Below are 22,198 nucleotides of genomic sequence, written 5' to 3'. Positions count from 1 at the left end.
CTCTAACGATGTGAAAGTGACCCTGCATGTGTCAGATGACGCGGGTAACACCACAACGGCTTCGCACACGCAAAAAGTCGAACTGGATACCCATGCCGACGCCAAAATCACTATCGATAAAGTGACCGGTGATGACCACCTGGACTCGCAAGAAGCGCGTCATCATGTGACTCATATTACCGGCCAGATTGACAGTGCTGATGTACATGCCAACGATCACATCAACGCCACGATCAATGGCAAACATTTTGACGCGGTACTGCACGACGATAATGGGCATTTAACCTACGACATTCCGGTTGATACCCACGATCTTAATATCGGCAAGAATAACGTGGATGTTTCAGTCATTGCTAACGATAACCATGGCAACTCAGATGTGATCCATCAAAAGAGCGAATTCACGATGGATGATCCGTCTCATCGTGGAAAACATGATGTTGATGGTAGTGATAAATCACACCATGCCGCTAATGCACCTTCTCACGATAATGGATTAAGCAATCTGTTTGATGATAGCCACGATACCTTATCCTTTAATCTTGCTCATGATTCGAAAAACCATCACGGCGATGAAAGCCTGAAGGTCTTTACCGGTAAAGAAAACCACGGGCATGAGAAAGTGGATCTTAGCGATCTGGCGCACGAGCTACATGAAGGTACAGATATTACACAGATGATTAAGGGTGGAGATGCACACCACGGCAAGGGAAGTGCAAGTGCTACTGATGCACCTTCTGCTGCCCCGGCACACGGTGGTGATGCACACCATATAAGCTATGACTCAGCGGGAGGGGCGACCCATTCGCTGGACCACCTAATCCCAAAGCCTGAGCATTACCATTCATAATTGATAGTCACCGCCCTTAACCGGGCGGTGATATCACATGCAATTAAAGGTATCGACTATGTACTACGTTCAGCGTAATGAAGAAGGCCAGTTAACGCGTGTTGAGAGTGAACCGTTTACCGGAATGACGGGTGAGGTTTTCTCACAGACTCCTGAAATTGCAGCCTGGAATAACGCGCGCAATGTTGTTGATGAGAGTTTGCAGCATCGAGAGTTGCTTCAGCGAAGCGACCTGGAAATGGTCCGTGTTTTGGACGACCTGATTTTCTTGCTGATTCAAAAAGGCGTGATAACGATTACTGATTTGCCGCCAATGGCGCAAGTTAAGTTGATGAATCGTGCGCAGGCGCGCCAGGGACTGGGTGGGTTAGAGGATCTGTTAAATAGTGACGACCAGGGCATCTTCTAAATAGCCGTCATATTTCGAGCTGCTTCTGCGTTAGCTACGTCCACAAACCCCAGTTACTTACTTTTGTAAGCTCCTGGGGGTTTGTTCTCTTACTGCCTTGACGCTATGCATTCGTGAAAGCATTTAATGGTTTTTAGGGTGGATAAGCGAAGCGTCATCCACCATTTTTTGCTGCTTAAAATGGAGCGGGTTCACCCAACAACTGCCCCATCGCACCATAAATCCCCACCTCTTGCAGCACTCGCAGTTCCCCTTCGGTTTCTACTCGCTCGGCAATTAATGGCAAATCAATGTTGTTGGTCGCACCGTGCAGCACGTCAATAAACAAGCGTTTATCGTTTTCAATATCAATATGACGAATGTAGGTTGAGTCGATTTTCAGGTAAGCCAGGCCCCATTGTGACAGGTGGCCAATCATATCGAAGCGGCTACCAAAGTGTTGCAGGCCCAGGCCGCAGCCATATTGGTTCAACGACTTGATAAAGACTTCCATCTGCTCTGGTTCTGGTAGCTGGTTTTCATCCAGCTCCACAATTAAACGGCTGGCAAGCTGCGGATTATGCTTCAGTGGGCTGAGAAGCTCTTTGATATTCGCTTCATTGGCCAGTGAGTTGCCTGACAAGCTGAGTGCCAGGTAGCCCGGATAGCTTTTCAATTGCTTCAGGGTCAGGCTTAACATCACCTGGTCAAGACGTTGGCTCCAGCCAAAACGGTGTATCCATGGCAGGAAACGACCCGCAGGAATACTGTTACCTTCTTCATCAATGATGCGCGAAAGCACTTTGTAATGAATGACTTCTTGCGTGTTTTTACAGTTCACCACCGGCTGGAAGAAGAGCTGGAACTGCTCTTTACTCAGCGCATTTTCAAGACGGGTAAACCACAGGTGCTGGTCTTCTGTTGCGGCGTCAGTTTGTACCACAGGTAGCAGATTCGTCTGATGCGTAGTGTGAGTTTCAGCTTCCATCAACGCGCGGTCAGCCTGAACAATCAGCGACTGTGGAGAGTCACCATAGCTAAATGGCACCATTCCGGTATGCGCGACAGGATTAATATCGGACATACCTGTTGCGTAGAAAGCGGCTAATTGCTGATGGAGTGAATTTTGCAGATTCAGCATTTCATTATGTGATAAACCCGGGCAGAGCAGGGCGAATTCACCGCCGCGAATACGGGCAAGAATGCTGTCTGCATTGGCGTATTGGTTTTTCACAGCAGCCATCATGTCGGCAACATGCTTAAGCAAATTATCAGTATGTGGGCCGCCAAAACGTTGGTTTAAGCCGCCAAGATCCTGAATACGCAGTAACAGCAAATACCCTGATGAGGTCTCTTCATCACTTAAACGCGTTTGCATTTGTAAATCGAAAGCACGGCGGTTAGCGACTCCGGTTTGGCTGTCGAGATAAGCTTCACTGTGCAGGCGCTCACTATGCTCGGCCTGATCTTCAAACAGCGTCTTGAGCTTGGTGACCATCAGGTTCATGGCTTCAACCACGCGGCGCAGTTCTGGGGTTTTCGGTAAGTCGTTCTGAGTCAGGTATTCACGGCGAGTAATCGCTTGTGATTGTTTGACCATGTAGTTAAGGGGGCGCAATTGGCGGCGTAATAGTGCGGCGCCGGCCAGAATACACACGACGCTACAAGCCAGCATCCATAACAGGTTTGCCAGGGTACTTTGCCACAAACGCTTAATGGCAAAGACCGGGTTGCTCACGACCTCGACGCGCGCTGCCTGCTGCCAACCGCGCATAATTGTCGCTTCAGCCGCCTGCGGAGAGACATTAACCAACGCAACGAACCAGTGCGGAACCTCAGGAATAGATAAAGAGGCGGTACGCTCAAGGATGATTTTCCCGCTACTCTGATCAATAACGCGAATAGCATCGTAGTAACCACTATCAAAAATCGAACTCACCATTAGCTCGATCATTGCCGGATCGTCTACGTGTGGCGTGAGTGATAAGCCCAGTGCCGTCGCAGCATCCTGTGCGTGTGAAAGCAGTTGGTTATTGTACTGCTCTCGAGAACTTTCGAGATTAACAATAAAACTGCCGCTGAAAATAATCAGCATAAAAAGAAAGATAGCTATAAGAAGCTGTTTGAAAAGAGACACAGGCTTATCCTATTCATCAACTGGGAAACCCTCTTCCCGCATTTTTTTCAACACATCCTGCCAGCGAGAAAGGCGCTTACTATCCCCGACACGTTTATTATTCTGACTTCCTGGTAACCACAGACCGTTATCATTAAAGGAATAAACAGGTAATAAATCCGTACGCTTTGTTGCAGGCAAAATATTATCCGTCAAACTATCAAGTACTATCGGTATTGCATCGGGTGTTTCATACCAGGTTAATACCATATGCGCTTTATCAAGACGCAAGGCTTTAACGTAGGTGATACGTAGCTTTTCTCCTGAAACACCTAACTGACGTAAAGTGAAATATTTAGCGATGGCGTAGTCTTCGCAATCTGCTTCCCCTTTTCGTAGGGATTCTATCGGTGTTGCCCAGTAGTCGATTACGTGCCAGATATCAATATCTTCACGATAGTGCAGCTTCTGGTTAAAAAAATGATTCACTGCACTTAATTGTTCAGACTCACTTTTGTTTCGCTGTTCAAGAAGCAGCTGCTGCCAGTCATCAATTCGCTGCCCGGCGTCAATAGTGGCAGGGCCATAAAGCCTGTCGGTGCGTTGTTGAATGGTGGTGAAATCCCAGGCAGCTCGTAACGAGCTCCCCGCCAACAATAACAACAGCATTCCAGAAAATATGAAATGCGCAGGTAGCCTGGTCGGCAAAAATTTCCTGACTGAGTTCAATTACACGTCCACATAGAGGCGCTTAATATTGGGTTTTCTGTGTGTTTTTTGCGACCACTTTCTGCGTCAGCCATCTATTTGCTAACTGAGCATTAAGGGGAGATTCGAATATTTTTCCCAGAGTTTTGTCGACAAAATCGACAAAAATTGGATCTTCCTTTCTCATCATAAGGGCATATTTCATTTTAACACCAACAACCTCATGCGAAACGAAGAAGTTTTCAGGGTGTTCGCTTTTGTTGATATAAGGATAAACCAGAATGTCATCCAATATTAGTGCGGCTGTACGTTTTTGCGTCATCATATCGAAAGCGTCTTCCACAGTATCTGAAGTCACAATCGATAGGCTAAGGTTTTTTTCGCGATTTATCCTGTTCAGTTCTAACAGGTCTTTAGAACCGCGCGGAACAGCAATGGTTCTGCCTCTTAAATCATTAAGGGATTTAATATTATTTTTACGAAGGGACACAATGCGCATGTTTGCGACAAAGTAATCAGTAGAGAAAGAGACGCTGTTTTTGCGCTCAGGTGCAACTGTGTTAACGCTGCAATCTAAATCAATCTTGCTGGTGTTCAGTGCTGAAACACGTTCAGTAAATAAAATAGGAATATAATGAATAGCGAGCTTTTTGATACCCAGGCTTTCTCGTAATTCATCAGCAACCATATTACACAGTGCAATAGTGTAGCCTGTGACTTTGCCATCACTATCGCGGAATGAAAACGGTTCAAGCTGGCGATAGCCGATATTTAACGTGCTACTTGATTTGATATGTTCAAGAGTAACAGACGTTGGTTGTGCTGATAAATGGTGCGACACCATGATCAATGGTATTAACATCAATGCATTAAGCAAATGCTTTAGCTTGAGATTAAATAACTTTTTCATTTTAGTTCGTATCGTTCGATGTAGCTGAAATTAGCGCTTTTAGTGCAGTCGACATAGGTATGTTGAGATTTATCGCTTTCGGCGGAATAGGTGACATAAACCAATGTTGATATAAATTAGTAAAGTCCTTACTAATAAGGATTAATTTCATTGTGTCATCGACGAAGCTTTTAAAGTCTCTATCATTTAAGGGCAGCAGTAACCCAGCAGGTATTGGCTGGCTAAACACCTCATCCGAGATTTCGAACTCATCAGGATTAGGGGCCAGGGTCATCATACCTTTAAGCAATACGTAGCTTGAAATTAAAGCGGGTGATTCTCCTGATTCAATATTATGAAATGCTGCATTGTTATTATTGTCTAGCTCTATATTAAGATTGAGATCGTTCATTTTATTAAGTTGATGTAATTGCTCAACATAGATTGTGCCACTTTTGACTAACACACTGTGTCCGGCTAAATCATGGATGGTATCGGTATGATTATTTTTCCGAGTGATAAAGCGTGTGCTGGAAAAGAAGAAGGGTAGGGTAAACTCTGCTTGTTGATGGCGCGCTTCTGAATAAAATGCCGGAATGCACATCATGTCCGTTACATGGTTTTTGATTAAAACAAATTGTGAGGCGGTACTGCTTTTGACCCAGCGAACTTTGAGATCTTTAATTTTTAACTTAACTTTGAGTGCATCAACGATTTTATTACAAATATCTATGGAATAGCCCGCTGGATGCTGGGACTCAATATAAGAAAATGGAAACGCATCATCCTGATAACCGAGAGTAATGGTCTTTGTCTCGGCTATTCTTTCCAGGGTGGGCTTACTATGAATGTTATATGCCCGGCACAGCGGGCTTATCAAAAGCAATAGCGCAATGGCGAGATACGAGCTTCTATAAAACAATGGCTTATTCAGCATTGCAAACCTCACCGTCGATAACTTTATTGCCAAAGGTTGGTTCCAGATCTTTTTCTGGCAACGGTCGGCTGTAATAGTAGCCTTGTACGTTTTGACAAGAAATACGCCGTAAAATAGTTCGCTGTTGTTCGGTTTCAACGCCTTCCGCCGTCACACTCATGCCATATTTCTGAGCAAACTGAATCAACATGACTACCAGATACTGGCTGGCACTTTCTTGTTCCAGTTTCATAATGAGCGTGCGGGCAATTTTTATGCGCGTGAATGGATAAATAAGCAGGTAATCCAGGGCAGCGTACCCGGTGCCCAGGTCATCCATTGCAATGGATATTCCCATCTCGCGAATGCTGTTAAAGACGGGTAATGCGATGGACTGATCCAGTTTTTCAGATTCAGTCACTTCGATTTCAAGGCGATTGGCCGAGAGGCCGCTTTGTTTCAGTGCATCGACAATAATATCAAGCAATCCAGGGTTATGAAGTTGATAGGCCGAAATATTAACGGCAACTTTTATTGTTTCAGGCCACTTAGCTGCTGCCATACAGGACTGACGAATAATCCACTCACCAAGACGGATAATCAGCCCCGATTCTTCAGCAATATTAATGAAGTAATCAGGGTATATCAGACCTTTGGTTGGATGATTCCAGCGAATTAGCGATTCATAACCACAAACAGTTTCACTTTCCAGATCGACAATAGGCTGGTAGTGCAATACAAACTCGTTGTTATCAATACTATTAATGATTTCCTGATTAACAAACACACTGTTTGTATGTTTCATCATCATGCCATCTTCGAAGAAGTGATAGCAGCCGCGACCGCTATGTTTTGAAGCATACAAGGCGAGATCGGCGTTTATCATTAAAGTTGTCGCGCTATTTCCCTGAGAAGGGGCCGCTACAATGCCGACGCTACAGCTGATCGCAAATGAATTTGTTCCATAGGTAAATGGAATGCTTAATGCACGCACAATTTTCTGCGACAGGGCCGCTGCTTCCTGGCAATTATCTGACTTCACGCTTTGAAGAATGGCAAACTCATCGCCGCCCAGTCGGGCTGCAAAATCTGATGGCCCTAACAGCAGTGACAAACGTTGGGCAACGCCAATAAGCACTTCGTCACCTGCTGAGTGACCGAAGGTATCGTTGACCGGTTTGAAGTTATCAAGGTCAATAAGCAGAAGGTTGAATAGCTGCCCGTTCTGGTTCACTTCGCGGATGCACTTATCAAGGGCCTGGCTAAAGGAGGCGCGATTTGGGAAGCCGGTCAGGGAATCATGGTGAGCCATATATTCCATTTTTTGCGACATCTCCTGCATTCGTTGCAGGTAATCTCGTTCCACCATCGCCACGCGAAGTTTTTCAATTGCAGCAGCAAGCTTTCCGATTTCATCATCCTGGTCTAAGAACGGTGTAATAAGATCGGTTTGCTCGTGTGCAATGCGAGTTAAAGAGTTAATGAGTACAGGGACCGGACGGAATAGTCGGCGCATGAAGAGGGTAACCAGCGCGAGTGTCGCCAATAAAACCAATGCCAGAATGACAAGTGTCTTCTTCAACATGGCATCGTAAGCGGCATACAGCTGGCTTTTATCACCGATGCTACTGATTAAACTGCCAAGAATTTCACCTGATGGTGTAAGGATTGGAACGGCACTAATAAAACACTCTTTTCCGTTAATCGAGGCGAAGCCAATATAATAGTTCACCAAAACGTCGGTGGCTCTTTGCCCTTTAAAGGTTATTTTTGCTTCCGGTGAGTCTGAGTTATTGCTGATGCCCTGAAAGCCTTTTTCTGGCGTATAAAGGAAAAGCCATGTTGGGTTACGCGTTTGCACTGAAGCCAGGGCTAATACATCGACAGGGTTATAACCCGTTTGAATGACTGAGTCGGGATCACCCAGTTTATGCTCCGAGACAATACGTGTAATTTGCCCGGTTGAGCTCGTGCCTACTGCAACATTGGTGTACACGTTACGGACGATGTAAGTCATTATTTGAGCATTCGCTTCAGCCTGGTGTACCCACTGCTGATACGAGAAACTATCTATCAGGCCCCAACCAGCACATGCACCAGCCCCAAATGCAATAAGAATACCCGCCAGTAAGAATTGGGTTATTTTTCCTGCAATAGAATGGTGCCAACCTTTTACGCCTTTAAGCGAGAAAAAATTTTTAGCCACAGATTGTTCGTTTCCTAATAAATGCGAATGACTCATGAATTAAAAATTTGGTATTAACTCATTACTATATTGTCTGGTTGTTGCTTTTATGTGAGTTTTTATGAAGTGTGTCAGACGTTGCGTCAACAATTATCAACTATAATGTAGCATTGTTGATGAGATAATAAATAAAGGTAGAGCGACGCGCCGGGACTATAGTTAACACTGCTAGTCAAGTCAATCATAATAAACACACGTTAAAAACCAACTTCAGCATTGATTGATTCTCTTTAACGTCTGTATTAAATAAACACGTTAGATACTATTGTGTATTGTCCTTCATTAAACATTATAGAGCTAGTGCTTCTTAATGCTGACTCTTGTGTTTATTGTTGTTTTTCAATGAGTTGTGTTGTTTTCTTGTTTGTTTTTTCACATTTTTCTATTGTTCTTTATTGTCCATTTCTACCTATAAATGGCTGTTCTTTTTTGTTCGAAAAATGAATACAATTAAAAATGACTTGAGAATGAAAACAGTTTTAAAGCTCATTAGCCATAAAGATTATTAAAGTTAAGAGTAATTGTTAGTTATTTGTTTATACCACCAATGGCCTGGAAGGGAGTATGTCTTTTGGGCTATGGTGTGAATGTTAATTAATTACGGTATTTGTTTTAATTCATTATATCTGCTGCAAGATTTTTGTCCATTTAGCAATACACTCACCACATCACATTAATAGCATACGAAAGCATACAAGACGGGTTAAATACTTGGACTCTACAGTGAGCAATAGCACAGCGCATACCAATAAACGGTGGATTTTACCGCTGGTACTTCCATGCCTGCTGTACTTACTGGCGCAGCTACTTAGTAGCCATCGGATTTTTGATAACCATGTATTGGTCGTGTATGACCTGAGGTTAGCGGCTCTGACGGCTTTACTCGTGTTGTTTGGCTACAGAGTCATTGCCGGGACAACTCTGCTTGCGGTTTACATATTGATATTCCGCCCAGAACCTGAAATCTACGAACTGTTTTGTTATCAGCTAGCGGCCCTGATCAGTTACTTCCTTTATAAACAGAGTACCGGCTGGCGGAGTGCGGCAAGTTTTGGGCGTATCAAGCTCACGACCAAAAGAATTATCTGGTTATGCGTTTGCAATGCTTTGCTAAACACCGTGATGAATGAAGTGATTTGCTTGCTGACAAATTACCATAGCAGTTCAGAAATGGTGCTGGACCATGTTTTCAATGCTGAAGTTCTGGTCAGAATACAAGGGGTGATGAACGGATGTGTCACCGGTATTCCACTGTTTTATACAGTGTTAAGGATTATTTGCCGCCCGCAGTATTGGTTTACTTGTGTAAGGACGATGAAAGCTCAGTTTTCTACAAACGTGGGCCTTTCCCAGTATGCAGCGTGGTCGGTGCTGCTACTGATTCTGATGTACTGCCTGAATACTCCTTATCAGGGCAATGTATTATTCACGTTTTACAGCCTGATATTAATTTTCCCGCTGATGCTGTGGAGTTCTGTGCGTATCGGCTATGTTTTTACGGCGCCAGTCTGGACCGTAATGATGATCGTGCTGGCGAAGAACAACGCAAATTATATCGCGCTGAACGATGACTTCATGCTCCATCAGATGTTGGTTTCAACGGTCATTTTTATCTTTACCCTGACCATTGTCATCATGGGCGTTCTGGCCAGATTCAACATGTTACGCTTCGAGCAGTTACTGCATATGGGGCTTACAGACCCTATGACCAACATGCCTAATCTCCGGGCACTAAAGGCCGATGTAAAGGCATCCCCGAACTCAACGGTTTGCCTGATACAGGTTCCTGAAGTGGATCTGTTTGCCCGGCGTTATGGCCTGCACTTTCGCGCCAGATACCAGAAAAAGCTAGGCGAAACTCTGCGTACAAAACTCAATGCCAACGAAAAGGTTTACTACCACGCGGGCTACGGTCTGCTGCTCAAACTCGAGCAGCCAAGTTGGGGAAGACTCAGCATTCTGTACCGGTCAGCGAATACGTTTCGTTATTCCCATAATAATCAGCAACTCGGTTTTCGCAGTGGGCTTGGTTATTGCCGGGCTACACAATTTTGCGATGACGTTTACAGCCTTACAGGAAAGCTGGGCATTGTCTCTGGGTTGTCGGTGGTGAGTGGTAAGCCTGAAAATCTCGAAGCTCAGTCCAGCCGCGCAATTGAAAATCATATTGTCGGACGTACTGACATTCGCACGGTTTTACAGAAAACACTGGATAACGATGCATTTGTCTTGATGGCTCAACCTATCGTGAGCACCCGTGGTGAAGAACGGTATCACGAAATACTGCTGCGTATGCTGGACGAAGAAGGTCGTTTTATTCCACCGGATCGGTTCTTACCCGTGGCAACTGAAGCGGGCCTTGCGCCAGATATTGATTTGTGGGTCATAAAAAATACTTTAAAAACAATGCAGTTACATCCTGAGCACTGTTTTTCGATAAATCTGGCTCCGGTAACTGTGTGCCGTGCAAGTTTTGTTAATAGCGTTCAGTTGTTGCTTACGCAGTTCGGGGTCGACCCGCATCGCATCATCTTTGAAATTACCGAAGCTGATGCGCTTTCGGATACCGAACAATCTCAGAATACCGTCCGTTCACTTAAAAGCCTGGGCTGTCGGGTTGCTATTGATGACTTCGGAACGGGTTTTTCAAGCCATGCGCGCTTAAGAGATGTCAGCGCAGATATCTTGAAAATCGACGGCTCTTTCATTCGTGAAATTACGGAGAACGAGCTAAGCCACTACATCGTTGAGTCGTTCTGCCACGTGGCAAGAATGAAAAATATGCAGGTAGTCGCTGAATATGTTGAAAACGAAAAGATTCAAAGAACCCTTGAAAGAATGAACGTGGACTGGCTTCAGGGATACCACATTGGTAAGCCTGTGCCTTTACTTACGTTGGTATGAAATTGCGATGAAAACGAATCCATCTGAAATGATTTTATTTCCGGCCCTTACGCTTGCGTGTCCAGTGAGTACCACACGTAGCACGAAATTAATCAGCATTCATTTCACATTATTTAAATAACTGGAACCCCATGCATAAATTTCTAAACATGCAGAGCCACTCCGATGTGGAACAGGCTAAAGGCAAAGAAAATATTCTGGCATTCTGGCTGCATAAGTTGCAGGTGGGTGTCGCCATGAAACTGGGGCTAATGCTGGTTTCGTTTATTGGTATATTGCTGATTGGCGCTTCTTTCCTGCTCTCGAATTACTTAGCCTCGCAACTGGAAAACAACGCGCTGGAAGTCCTGCGTTCCAATACCCGAATCTTCCATAACAACATCCTGACTGAATACAGAAGGGTGATGAAGGACGCTGAGCGTTACAGCAACGTTTATATTAATAATTATCAGAATATGTCGGATGTCCCGCTGCGTTCTCTCGATTCCGATGCTCTAAAAGCGTTGTTAAACGATACGCGTATCAACGCTCATTTTACTGAGTTAACCAGTGTGTTTGCCTCTACCTTTGTGCGCGAAGGCGATCAGTTTGTTCGCGTTTCCACGACGTTGCAGGGTAAAGAAGGAAGAATAGCCACGGCTACAGTGCTTAGCCACGATAACCCCGCGCTGGCAGGTTTGATCAAAAATAAATCCTATTCTGGTGTGGTGGTGTTATACGGAAAACAGTTCATCAGTCACTATGAACCTATTTCCGATAAATACGGCCAGGTTGTGGGGGCCGTAGCGATTGGTTTTGACGTTAAACTTGCTCTGCAACCAGTCATTAAAGAGCTGTTAGCAGTACATATTGGCGAGGGTGGTTACGCTTACGTGATGGATGCTGGATTTAGTCCAGGGATGATGGTGGCACATCCAACACTGGTTAACCAACATGTTGAAAACTTGACTGACGCCCATGGCTACAAGCGCTACTCCGATATTTTAGCGCGTAAAAACGGCACTGTTTATTACGAAACTGTGAGTGGATATGGTGCAGCACCACGTAAGAGAGTCGCAGTATTTGAGCATATTGATGGTATTAACTGGATAGTTGCTACCACCAGTTTTGTTGATGATGTTGCCAAAAGTAGCAATCTTGTACGCAATAGCCTGCTAATTTTCAGCGTGCTTCTGATGCCGGTTATTTTGCTGCTTATTGCCTTTACCAGCCGAATCCTGATTTCCAAACGCTTGAAGAACGTATTGAAAATTTCTCAGTCGATTGCTCAAGGTGATCTTACTGTTGATATTCAGATCGATCATAAAGATGAAATTGGTGAGTTGCTCAATGCCAATGAAAAGATGAGAGCATCGTTACATGCGTTGGTCGGTGGGGTTGTTACTCATGCTCATCACGTACATGAAGCAGCACTAAAAATCACTGAGGCTGTTGATGGCCAGGCATCAACCAGCGTTGAAACCTCTTCTTCAGTAGCAGAAATCACCTCGACGATGGAAGAGCTGTCGGCGTCCTCTACGCAGATTGCTGAGCATTCTCGCGCAGTGGTAGACATTGCCAATGTGACTCTTGAAGACTGTAACAAGGGCTCCGATTCGATGGGTGAATTGCTCACTCGCATGTCTGATATCGACAGCGATAATCAGCAAAGCATGCGCGAAATTATGATGCTCGGTAACAAGTCTAAAGAGATAAGCCGCGTGATGGTGATCATCAACAACGTCGCGGATCAGACTAAGCTCATCGCCTTCAATGCAGCACTGGAAGCTTCAAGTGCTGGCGAGTCCGGTAAACGTTTCTCGGTAGTTGCTGCAGAAATTCGCCGCCTGGCAGATTCAGTGACTGAATCGACCTTTGAGATTGAGAACAAAATCAGCGAAATCCAAAACTCGATTAATCGCCTGGTTCTTAACGCAGAGAAAGGTAGCAATAGCATTAAAGCTGGTACCAAAGCCTGTAAAGTCAGCGCCGAACGTTTACACGACATTGTGGCAACTGCTGAGCAAACATCTACCGCGGCCATGCAGATTTCACTGTCAACTCAGCAGCAAAAAACCGCTAGTAATCAAGTTGTTATGGCTCTGCGCGAAATTGTGGTTGCCAGCAATTATACCTCTCAATCAATTAAAGACATTCTGTCCATCAGCCAGGATATGACTCAGTTATCCGAAGAGTTGAACCAGGCTTCACAGTCGTTCAAATTGGCGGACGGACCTGATGAACAGGCCTAAAATCCGGGTGCTGATCGTCGATCATGGGAGTGTGTCGCGCAACTCCCTGATTCGACAGCTTGAGATTAACAACAACATCGAGGTTGTCGGCCAGGCAGTACATCGCGAACAAGCGGCGACCCTGGTCCAAAAGATGGCTCCGCAACTTCTGTTGTTGACCTTAGGTGCGCCAGGTCCGGAAAACGTGGAAACCGTTGAAACGATTATGGCGACTTGCGCAATTCCTATCATGGTGATGCGCTATTATTCCGATGCACAGTGGGATGCCGAGTTCATCACGCGTGGAGCGTTGGCCGTGGTGAGCAACCAGGGGGACTCTGTGCTCGCGACCAAAGCCTTGCACCGTCAGGTCGAAATGTTGGTCGGGGTTAAAGTGATTCGCCACATCCAGGGTTTGCGTCATTCCCCCGAGGTTCAGCCCGATAGCGTTCAGGCTTGCGGCTTTGACGATGCGTACCACCGGGAGTGGCCTTATGTGCTGGCTATCGCCTGCTCGACGGGTGGGCCACAGGCGCTGAGCAAATTATTGCAGGCACTGCCTGGTGATTTTCCTTGCCCCATTATTATTGCCCAGCACATTGCCGACGGTTTTGCCAAAAGCATGGTGGAGTGGCTGGATAGCGTCACTGGACTGGTTGTGCAGCTCGCTCAGGAAAATGACGTCCTTTGTGCAGGTCATGTCTATATCCTGCCTCCCGAACACCATCTGGTAGTAAAGAAATACCATCGGTTAGCTGCCATTCCTCGTAAAGCGAGTGATGTCTATCACCCGAGTTGTAACTTACTGTTGGAGTCTGTCGCTGAAGTTTATGGTGAAAAATCCGTCGGGCTCATCATGACCGGTATGGGGAGTGATGGGTGCCATGGAATTGAAGCTATCTATAAAAAAGGCGGTAAAACGTTGGCTCAGGATGAAGGCTCATCTGTCGTATTCGGTATGAATAAGTTCGCCATCGATAAAAATATCATCCATAAAATTCTGCCGCTGGAAAAGCTTGCCGGGACTTTATTATCTATGGCTCGCCTTGGGGCCTCTGAGGGCAAACAGCCATGATCCCAAACATTGCGGCCTTTAAAACACTCATCAAGGACAGAGTAGGCCTGCATTTTTTTAATGGCATGGAAGGATTGCTCAATGCGGCATTGCATCAGCGTATCTCTGAGCGCGGAAAAGAGAGTTTCGAAGAATACTATGAGATCCTTTGTGTCTCGACTGTCGAGTTCGACAAGCTTCTTAGCCTGCTGACGATTAACGAAACCTACTTTTTCCGTGAGCCAGATGTGCTGGACATCATTTGCGATAAGCTGGTGCCGCGCATTCTTGAGCAACGTAGCGGCCCAGTGCGCATCTTAAGCGCAGGTTGTTCTTCGGGTGAAGAAGCCTACTCTCTGGCAATAAAACTTCATCAGAAATACCACGATAAATTTACGGATAATGTCGATATTCACGGCTGTGACATTGACACAAAGATTCTGGATAAAGCCCGAGCGGCAAATTACTCCAGCTACTCTTTCCGTGGTGTTGATCCGTTGTTGCAGCAAACCTATTTCACACGCAACGGTAACCAGTTCCAGCTTCACGATGTGATTCACAATAAAGTGAAGTTCCATCGGGCAAATATCGTCAAAGAACAGCTACTGCCCAAATTCGATATTATTTTGCTGCGTAACGTCTCCATCTACTTCGATGTCGAAACCAGGCGAATCCTGCATTTTAATCTTCTCTCGATGTTGCAACCTGATGGTGCATTGTTCTTTGGTAACGCGGAGACGTTGGCAAATAACTTTGGCATCCTGAAACTTAAGCAAGAGTTCGGCAGTTTTTACTTTTGCCAGCCCCAGGCGTCACGAACTCAGGCTCCGGCACCTGGCGTACTGCCAAGAATTATTACTCCGGTTATTCCCGCCGAAGCACCGTTTGTTGTCGCTCCTGTTCCTTCTGCACAGCAGTGTGATAGCTGGATTAAAAAGGCTCTCGCTTGCGTTGCGGATAAACGCTTTACCGAGGCGGAGGAGTGGATTGGCCAGGTGCTCGATAGCGATATCGATAATCAGGAAGCACTGGTTATCAAAGGCGCAATTGCGCTGGAAAAATGTGAGTTCGAGCAAACGGCTCTGAGTGCGAAACACGTACTTGAACTGGATGAATGGTCTGCGGAAGCGAAAATGTTGCTCGGGCTGGCAATGATGTGGCAGCAACATACCCAACAAGCCATTGCCTGGTTCAAACAGGTTGTTTATCAACAACCGGGTTATTGGCCTGCTCATTACTATCTGGCGGAAATGTACCGACAAAGTGAGTTGTACCGACCGGCTCAGCGGACCTACCGCATTACACTGCAATTACTCAACGCCGAAATGAACAATACCGGCAACGCCACCGCACTGCGGTTGCCGCTGTCATTTCCGAGTAATTCGTTTCGTTTTCTTTGTGAACATCAGCTGGCGCAGTTCACCACTCAGGATGGGCAATAGAGAACCGTATGGCTATCGATCTTAAAAAATTTGTGCTGCGCTTTATTGATGAAGCAAACGGCCATTTAAATACCGTAAAAGAGGGGGCGTTCCTGCTCTCGTCTGGCCAAAATACCGACGCACAAATCGGAGAGATGTTCCGCGCGGCACATACCCTGAAAGGGGGGGCACGAATGCTGAAATTACAAAGCATCGCCGATGTCACCCATCAACTTGAAGAGATATTAAGCGAGCTGCGGGATAAAAAACTCGAGCCTAACCAAAGTCTTGGCACCCTGGTTCTTCAGGCTTGCGACTACATCTCCAATCAACTGACTCAGCTGTCGGCGAGTGAAGGTAATAACCAGTTGCCTCCGGCGGATGTTGCATTATGCGAGCAATTAGCCCGTGCCAGTCGTGGAGAGATGGGCCCAGTAACTGATGAAGTGGTTAAATCTCCGGTAGAAAAGCCGGCCACTTTGCCATCGCTTGAAATATTAGACGGTGGGTTAAAACAGGCGGGTTCGGTACGAGTTAAACTCGAAAAACTCGATGACCTGATTAACATTCTCGGTGAAGTTGTCGCCAGCCATGACCGCCTTGAGCAGCAGGTACAGAGTTTAGTTAATCTGGGGCCGCGTATCTCTCACATGGATGTAGAGCAACTGCGCACGCAGGTTCTGCAATTTAGCCGCAAATTAAAAGAAGATTTTCAGGTTCAACATCTCCAGATGTATGAACTCTATGACGTTGCCACCACTATTCGGATGCTTCCGGTGTCAATGCTGTTTGAGCCGGTCTCTATGCAGGTACGCGAACTCGCGACTTCCCTGAATAAGCAGGTGGACTGCCGCATTTTGGGTGGTGAAGTAGAGATCGACAGACAACTCATAGACAGACTTTCTGAGCCGCTAACTCACCTGCTACGGAATGCCGTCGACCACGGTATCGGTGAAGCGGCTGAACGTGTTGCGCTTGGGAAATCAGCGCGTGGCACTATCACCTTGACCACTCAGCAAGACGGGCGCGGTATTTTGCTGCGCGTAGAGGACGATGGTCGTGGATTAGATTATCCGGCTATTCGCGCCAAAGCAGTGGCCCGAGGTTTGGTTGATGCTGCCGTCGTTGATCAGCTTTCAGAGCTGGAATGTAACGAGCTTATTTTCCACCCGGGTTTTTCAACCAGCAAGATTGTCACCGAATTATCCGGCCGTGGTGTGGGTTTGGATATTGTCCGCAAAACCATTGTTACCGACTTGCAAGGCACGCTTCAGGTTCATAGCCGCCCAGGGCAAGGCACCACCTTTATTATCAGGCTGCCCATTTCTCTGGCGATGATGCGCATTTTGCAGTTTGAGCAGCAGAACCATCTTTTTGGCCTTGCTGCTCAATATGTCGTTGAGGTTGTTAAATATTCTCGTGAAGAAATTCGTGATATTGCCGGGCGGCCGGCAATTATTCTGCACAACGAGTTTATCCCGGTTATCTCAGCGGCTGAATTACTGCGTATCAATGACAGGCCCGGAGGGCAAAGCTCACAAGCCTCCAATACGAACGACTTGTTGCTTATCATCATTCAGAACCAGTTTGGCAAGATGGCGATGCTGGTGGACCGATTGCTCGACGAACGCAGCATGATGATTAAGCCTCTGCCAAAGCATATGCAACAGCAGCCGCTAGTCTCCGGCATGGTTCTGAGCCAGGACAACCAACTGGTCAGTATTTTGCAAGTTCCGGTTCTGATGGAGATGGCACAAAAACAAGGGCAGCCGCGGACCGCTGCTCCTAAGCCGCAGGTTCGACAGAACTCGTGGCATGTGTTGATAGTCGATGACTCATTGAATACGCGTGAAATTGAGAAAAACGTTCTGGAAGCACACGGTTATCAGGTCACGCTCGCCGAAGATGGATTCTCGGGGTTACAAAAAGCGCGTCTAACACAGTTTGACGCCGTATTGACGGACGTAGAAATGCCAGTGATGGATGGGTTCTCCCTCACTAAAGCATTGCGCGCCGAAGATAATTACCAACATATTCCGATTATTATCGTGACTTCACGGGCTAAAGAAGAAGATCGCCGCCGAGGAATCCAGGTGGGCGCGGATGCATATATAGCCAAGGGTGATTTCGAACAGGACAGCCTCATAGAAACATTAAAAATGCTTTTATGCTGAAAACGTAAAATACCCAAGCGACTTCAAGATGCAGCCAGGCGGCAATCGAGTGAATCCCGATGAGCTTGCTGATGTAAGCGATTCGGGTGAATGAGAGCAGCCAACAACCCTGTGTCTTGAAGGGCGATGGGTATAAGTGAGAAAAAAGATGCGTGTTTTATTAGTTGATGATGATTTGTTTGCCGCTGAATTGGCTTCGGTATTTCTGGAAATGAGCGGCTATGAAGTGATTCTTGCTGAAAGTGCAATGACCGCATTAGCCAATATTGATTCTGATGATGGAATCGATTTGGTCATCAGCGATTTCCATATGCCGGAAATTACCGGGCTGGATCTATTAGAGGTTTTGCGTGCCAACGGTTGGAAAAAACCTTTTATTTTACTCAGCGCCAGTGAGATGACAGATATCACCATCATCCCGGATTGCTGGGTGAAGAAAGACGAGAATATGGCAGAAAGACTGGTGGCGGTAGTGAATGAATTACTTAAGCCAGATGCGGCGGTCGAGCAAATATAAATCATGATAAAACAAGAATTTATGCAGAATACGATGAATACTGCTCAGGATAAAATCGCTCGCTTGCGTCAGCGTTTTTTGCAACGTATTCCCGTGATGTTGGACCAGGCTGATGGGCTGCTGGCGAAATTAGTCGCGGAGCCGAATGAAGCAGATAGTAAGCAATTGCACCTTTTATTGCATAGCATCCACGGAACCAGCGCGTCATTTGGGTTCACGAAAATTGCCAGCCAGGCTGCTGAAGGTGAACACCTGTTAGTGAGCCATTCTGTTTCGGATACGAAGTACAGCAAGCTTGGCGAGATAATGCGGCAGTTATATGCATTGACGGAAGAGCAGATGGAGAGCGCACGTCGCGGGGCTGATTCTTTAGTTAAGTTCCCGATAGCGGCCTCTACTCAGGAAGAGGTGGCGATTAATCGCACCATTAAGCCTGTTTATCTGTGTGATGATGAATGCGATCAGGCTGAATTACTGGCAACCCAGCTTCGCTGCTTCGGCTTTATCTGTTATGTGTTTACCAACACAGCAGATTTTACCAAGGCGGTGTTATCACAGCCTCCGTCAGTGGTCATTATGGATGTCAGCTTCCCGGATAACGCTTATGGCGGCCCGCTTGCGATGTCCGATCTGAGAAAGAAAGTCGGCACACCTTTCCCGGTGCTTTATCTTTCCTGCCATAGCCATTTCCACGCCCGTATCAACGCGATTAAAGCCGGGTGTGATGGTTACTATGTGAAACCTGCATCAACCACCGATTTAGTTCAGGAACTGCACCGCTTAACGCAGCCGTCACTGAAAAAACCGTATCAGGTTTTACTGATTGATGATGAGCCTGAAGTCGCGCAATACAATGCCGAAATGCTGCGTATGGCGGGGATGGAAGTGCATGTTCTTACACAGATTCCGCACTTGCTGAATGTTCTCAATACCCATCCGATCGATATTGTTCTGATGGATTTCCACATGCCGGACTACAGTGGTGAAGAACTGACAAAACTGATTCGTCAGATCCCACAACATATCGGTTTGCCAATCGCCTATCTCTCAAGTGAAACCAATAAGAAAACCCAGTTTGGGGCGATGAGTACCGGTGCGGAAGATTTTATTATTAAGCAGGCCGATCCGCAGGAGTTAATTAATGCGGTTTCGATTCGAGCAGAAAGAATGCGTACGCTGCGTGCTCGTATGTCTCAGGATAGTTTGACGGGCCTGTATAACCACTCAACGACAACGCATTATCTGGAAAGCGCCATTACAGAGTCCAACTACAGCGGCATTCCATTTAGTCTGGTCATGGTCGATTTGGATCACTTTAAAAATATCAATGATACCTACGGCCATGTCGCGGGCGATCAGGTGATTCTGGGTATCTCACAGCTTTTCTCCCATCGTTTACGCAGTACCGATATTGTTGGGCGCTATGGCGGAGAAGAGTTTGCGATAATTATGCCAGGCACCACGCAAGAACAGGCAGCTGCAGTGGTTGAAAGACTGCGCCAGGGGTTTGAAAAAATTCACTTCTCAGTCAACCAGACTAACTTCAGCAATACCTTCAGTGCGGGAATTGCCTCCTGGCAGCCGGGAGACAAAATTGAAACTATCCGCGAACGTGCAGACCAGGCTCTGTATTCGGCAAAACAGCGTGGTCGTAACCGTTATTGCATTGCCGATGATAAGGAGGTGGCATGAGCGAGCCATTAGAGCAAATACTCAGTCTTTATCAGGACGAGCATCGGGAAATTGCCAACGTTGACGAACCGCAATGTAGCCTTGTTTTATTTAAGCAAGCTGACAAAAATTTTGCTTTTTACGGTTCGCAAATAAAAGAGATTCTGGCAGAGCGCCCTGTTTCATGGGTGCCGGGCTGCCCGCCTTCTCTTGAAGGGGTGATTAATCATCGCGGGCGCGTTGAGTCAGTGATTAACATAAATCAGTTGATTGAAACCACAGGGCAGGAAGTGCCGGGTAAGCGCACAATTCTTATTGGCCGCGGTAATAAAATGCAAAGCGGGATTCTTATCGATAAATTAATAGACGTGCTGGATGTGGCTGAAAGCCTGATTCATCCAGCTGCTGATAATTTATCTGCCGCCATGCAAAAAGTGGTGGTCGGGATTGTTCCTGTAGGCCACGAGTATTTTGCACTGCTGGATTTGAATTTAGTCTTTGAGCGTTACCTGGAAACCAGCGGCTATGACTCACTCGCTTAGTCTTTCGGCAGTGCGAATTACCCTCGGGGATACGCATTTTTATATCCCGTCATCGCAGGTTCAGCGCTGCGTGCTGGCTGGGGACAATAATCCAGATATACAGCGATTTAGCCACTGGTTAGGCTTACCGGATGAGCCAGCGCGCGGTATGCATCTGCATTTATTCGTTCCTGCGAGCAATGTCGCAACAGGGTGGCATTTCTGGGGAGAGCTGGAAAATGTGGTACTTCGGCAAAATGAAATCCTCCCCCTGCCTGTGATATTGCAGCAATGCTGCAAATTACCCGGACTACATGCTCTGGTGCAGGATGAAAGCCTGAGTCCGTTATTAAGCTGGCGGTGAATATTGCACCGCCCGCTCTCTTCGTTATCACCAAGTCGAATTTGCAGACAAATCCCTGAGCTATACACTTCTCCAGTCTTCGAAAAATGAATCCAGCCAACGGGTATCAGACTCCCAATTGTCATATTTGGCAGGGGAAGTCGTATTAAAAATATGTTAAAAACGTGCACATCTGAGGCTTACATCTGTGCGATTAATTAAAAAGGTATACCCGATTTTATGTCTGACAATCTTATCGAGCGCATTTCTACCGCGTTAGAATCTGAATACACACTTGAGGGACTTGTCCGACAGCTGCTGGAAATGCTCGAACTGGTAACCAATATGGAGTCAACCTATCTGACTCGAATCGAACCTGATGGCAGCTTCCAACATATTCTTTTTGCTCGTAATTCCCGACATATGCAGATCCCAGAGGGGCTTTGCGTACCGTGGGGCGATACGCTTTGCAAGCGCGCGCTGGACGAAGGAAAACGCTATACCTGCGATGTGGCGAATGTATGGGATGATTCGCAGGCTGCGAAGGCACTAGGTATTACCACTTACGTCAGCACGCCAGTCACGCTTGCGGATGGTTCTTTATATGGAACACTTTGCGCAGCCAGTTCTGAGCATCGCATTTTGACCGAGCGTAGCGAGCAAGTCCTGCAACTGTTTGCGCAGTTGATTGCTCAACAAATTCAAAATGAACAGCTTATGCAGCAACTTCAGCAGGCAAATGCCGCGCTCACGACCGCCAGCTATACTGATGAGCTGACCGGACTGCCTAACCGTCGAGCTGTATTTGAACAGTTACCGAAACTCTTTTCACTTGCTCGCAATGATGCGCGCTTTGTGCTCCTGGCTTTTACCGATCTGGATGATTTCAAAGAGATTAATGACGCTTATGGGCATGGCGTTGGCGACAGTTTTCTGTGCGCAGTCGGGCGGCGTTTACAAGAAGGAACGCGTCCTGGTGAAATCATTGGGCGTGTTGGTGGCGATGAGTTTGTTGTGGCAAGCGTTGGGCCTTCAGCCTCTGATGAGGCTTTGCAAGCGGCGCAGGCATTCAAAATTAGGTTGGCAAACTTGCTGACTGGCGAGTATCAGCTACATTCCAGTGTGATTAATTATGCGGGCCCCAGCATTGGTGTTGTCGCAGTCAACCCGGCAGATACCGATCACGATTTAGCTTTGCGTGAAGCGGATGCGGCGATGTATATCGAAAAAGATCGTCGCCGGGGCTTATAAACTTTCCAGAAAAGCAGTCA

At 46.5% G+C, this 22,198-nt stretch carries 17 protein-coding genes; 12 read left to right on the top strand and 5 right to left on the bottom strand.

The window, feature by feature from the left end; genetic code table 11:
* Both M979_RS13590 and M979_RS13585 read left to right on the top strand, forming a co-directional pair.
* On the top strand, positions 1 to 850 hold an 850-nt coding region (locus M979_RS13590; RefSeq protein ID WP_157093246.1), incomplete at its 5' end, for an Ig-like domain-containing protein.
* Between the two features lie 58 nt (positions 851 to 908).
* A complete protein-coding gene (locus M979_RS13585) occupies positions 909 to 1,259 on the top strand; it encodes a hypothetical protein (RefSeq protein ID WP_064555243.1) in 351 nt (116 codons plus the stop codon).
* 175 nt (positions 1,260 to 1,434) lie between these two features.
* Here M979_RS13585 and lapD read toward each other — a convergent pair whose 3' ends face one another.
* The 5 genes from lapD to M979_RS13560 form a co-directional block, all read right to left on the bottom strand.
* On the bottom strand, positions 1,435 to 3,375 hold the full coding sequence (gene lapD, locus M979_RS13580; protein WP_034457630.1) for a cyclic di-GMP receptor LapD: 1,941 nt from the start codon (positions 3,373 to 3,375) through the stop codon (positions 1,435 to 1,437).
* Between the two features lie 9 nt (positions 3,376 to 3,384).
* A complete protein-coding gene (gene lapG / locus M979_RS13575) occupies positions 3,385 to 4,023 on the bottom strand; it encodes a cysteine protease LapG (RefSeq protein ID WP_064555242.1) in 639 nt (212 codons plus the stop codon).
* 82 nt (positions 4,024 to 4,105) lie between these two features.
* Positions 4,106 to 4,972, bottom strand: coding sequence for an amino acid ABC transporter substrate-binding protein (locus M979_RS13570; RefSeq protein ID WP_064555241.1), 867 nt, complete (start codon positions 4,970 to 4,972; stop codon positions 4,106 to 4,108).
* A gap of 1 nt (position 4,973) precedes the next feature.
* A complete protein-coding gene (locus tag M979_RS13565) occupies positions 4,974 to 5,888 on the bottom strand; it encodes an amino acid ABC transporter substrate-binding protein (RefSeq protein ID WP_074388660.1) in 915 nt (304 codons plus the stop codon).
* Positions 5,878 to 8,073: a putative bifunctional diguanylate cyclase/phosphodiesterase gene (locus M979_RS13560; protein WP_034459937.1), complete on the bottom strand. Its 2,196-nt coding sequence runs from the start codon at positions 8,071 to 8,073 to the stop codon at positions 5,878 to 5,880. Before M979_RS13560 ends, M979_RS13565 begins: the two co-directional genes overlap by 11 nt.
* Before the next feature lie 762 nt (positions 8,074 to 8,835).
* Here M979_RS13560 and M979_RS13555 point away from each other — a divergent pair.
* From M979_RS13555 to M979_RS13510, 10 genes are all read left to right on the top strand, one after another.
* Positions 8,836 to 11,016: a sensor domain-containing phosphodiesterase gene (locus M979_RS13555; protein ID WP_241767182.1), complete on the top strand. Its 2,181-nt coding sequence runs from the start codon at positions 8,836 to 8,838 to the stop codon at positions 11,014 to 11,016.
* A 131-nt stretch (positions 11,017 to 11,147) separates the two neighbouring features.
* On the top strand, positions 11,148 to 13,247 hold the full coding sequence (locus tag M979_RS13550) for a methyl-accepting chemotaxis protein (protein WP_034457621.1): 2,100 nt from the start codon (positions 11,148 to 11,150) through the stop codon (positions 13,245 to 13,247).
* Positions 13,234 to 14,301: a chemotaxis protein CheB gene (locus M979_RS13545; RefSeq protein ID WP_064555240.1), complete on the top strand. Its 1,068-nt coding sequence runs from the start codon at positions 13,234 to 13,236 to the stop codon at positions 14,299 to 14,301. Before M979_RS13550 ends, M979_RS13545 begins: the two co-directional genes overlap by 14 nt.
* Entirely contained in the window at positions 14,298 to 15,722 is a 1,425-nt protein-coding gene (locus M979_RS13540) for a CheR family methyltransferase (RefSeq protein WP_064555239.1), read from the top strand. The genes M979_RS13545 and M979_RS13540 overlap by 4 nt, the downstream gene beginning before the upstream one ends.
* An 8-nt stretch (positions 15,723 to 15,730) precedes the next feature.
* Positions 15,731 to 17,875: a hybrid sensor histidine kinase/response regulator gene (locus tag M979_RS13535; RefSeq protein ID WP_064555238.1), complete on the top strand. Its 2,145-nt coding sequence runs from the start codon at positions 15,731 to 15,733 to the stop codon at positions 17,873 to 17,875.
* 148 nt (positions 17,876 to 18,023) lie between these two features.
* Positions 18,024 to 18,392 (top strand): response regulator, encoded by a 369-nt coding sequence (locus tag M979_RS13530; protein WP_034457611.1) that lies wholly within the window; start codon positions 18,024 to 18,026, stop codon positions 18,390 to 18,392.
* A gap of 33 nt (positions 18,393 to 18,425) precedes the next feature.
* Positions 18,426 to 20,084: a diguanylate cyclase gene (locus M979_RS13525; RefSeq protein ID WP_245164752.1), complete on the top strand. Its 1,659-nt coding sequence runs from the start codon at positions 18,426 to 18,428 to the stop codon at positions 20,082 to 20,084.
* Positions 20,081 to 20,605, top strand: a complete 525-nt coding sequence (locus tag M979_RS13520; RefSeq protein WP_064555237.1) for a chemotaxis protein CheW — start codon at positions 20,081 to 20,083, stop codon at positions 20,603 to 20,605. The genes M979_RS13525 and M979_RS13520 overlap by 4 nt, the downstream gene beginning before the upstream one ends.
* The gene (locus M979_RS13515; RefSeq protein ID WP_064555236.1) at positions 20,589 to 20,948 is read left to right on the top strand and encodes a hypothetical protein; all 360 of its coding nucleotides are present in this window, start codon (positions 20,589 to 20,591) and stop codon (positions 20,946 to 20,948) included. The genes M979_RS13520 and M979_RS13515 overlap by 17 nt, the downstream gene beginning before the upstream one ends.
* 219 nt (positions 20,949 to 21,167) lie before the next feature.
* Positions 21,168 to 22,178 carry a sensor domain-containing diguanylate cyclase gene (locus tag M979_RS13510; RefSeq protein WP_064555235.1) on the top strand — a complete coding sequence of 337 codons (1,011 nt, stop codon included), beginning with the start codon at positions 21,168 to 21,170 and terminating at the stop codon, positions 22,176 to 22,178.
* Positions 22,179 to 22,198: the final 20 nt, after the last annotated feature.

Origin of the sequence: Buttiauxella noackiae ATCC 51607 (genome assembly GCF_001654865.1) — a bacterium.
In the GTDB taxonomy this organism is placed as follows: domain Bacteria; phylum Pseudomonadota; class Gammaproteobacteria; order Enterobacterales; family Enterobacteriaceae; genus Buttiauxella; species Buttiauxella noackiae.
The sequence above is the reverse complement of the archived record's forward strand: the minus strand, read 5'-3'. Positions and strand labels throughout refer to the sequence as shown.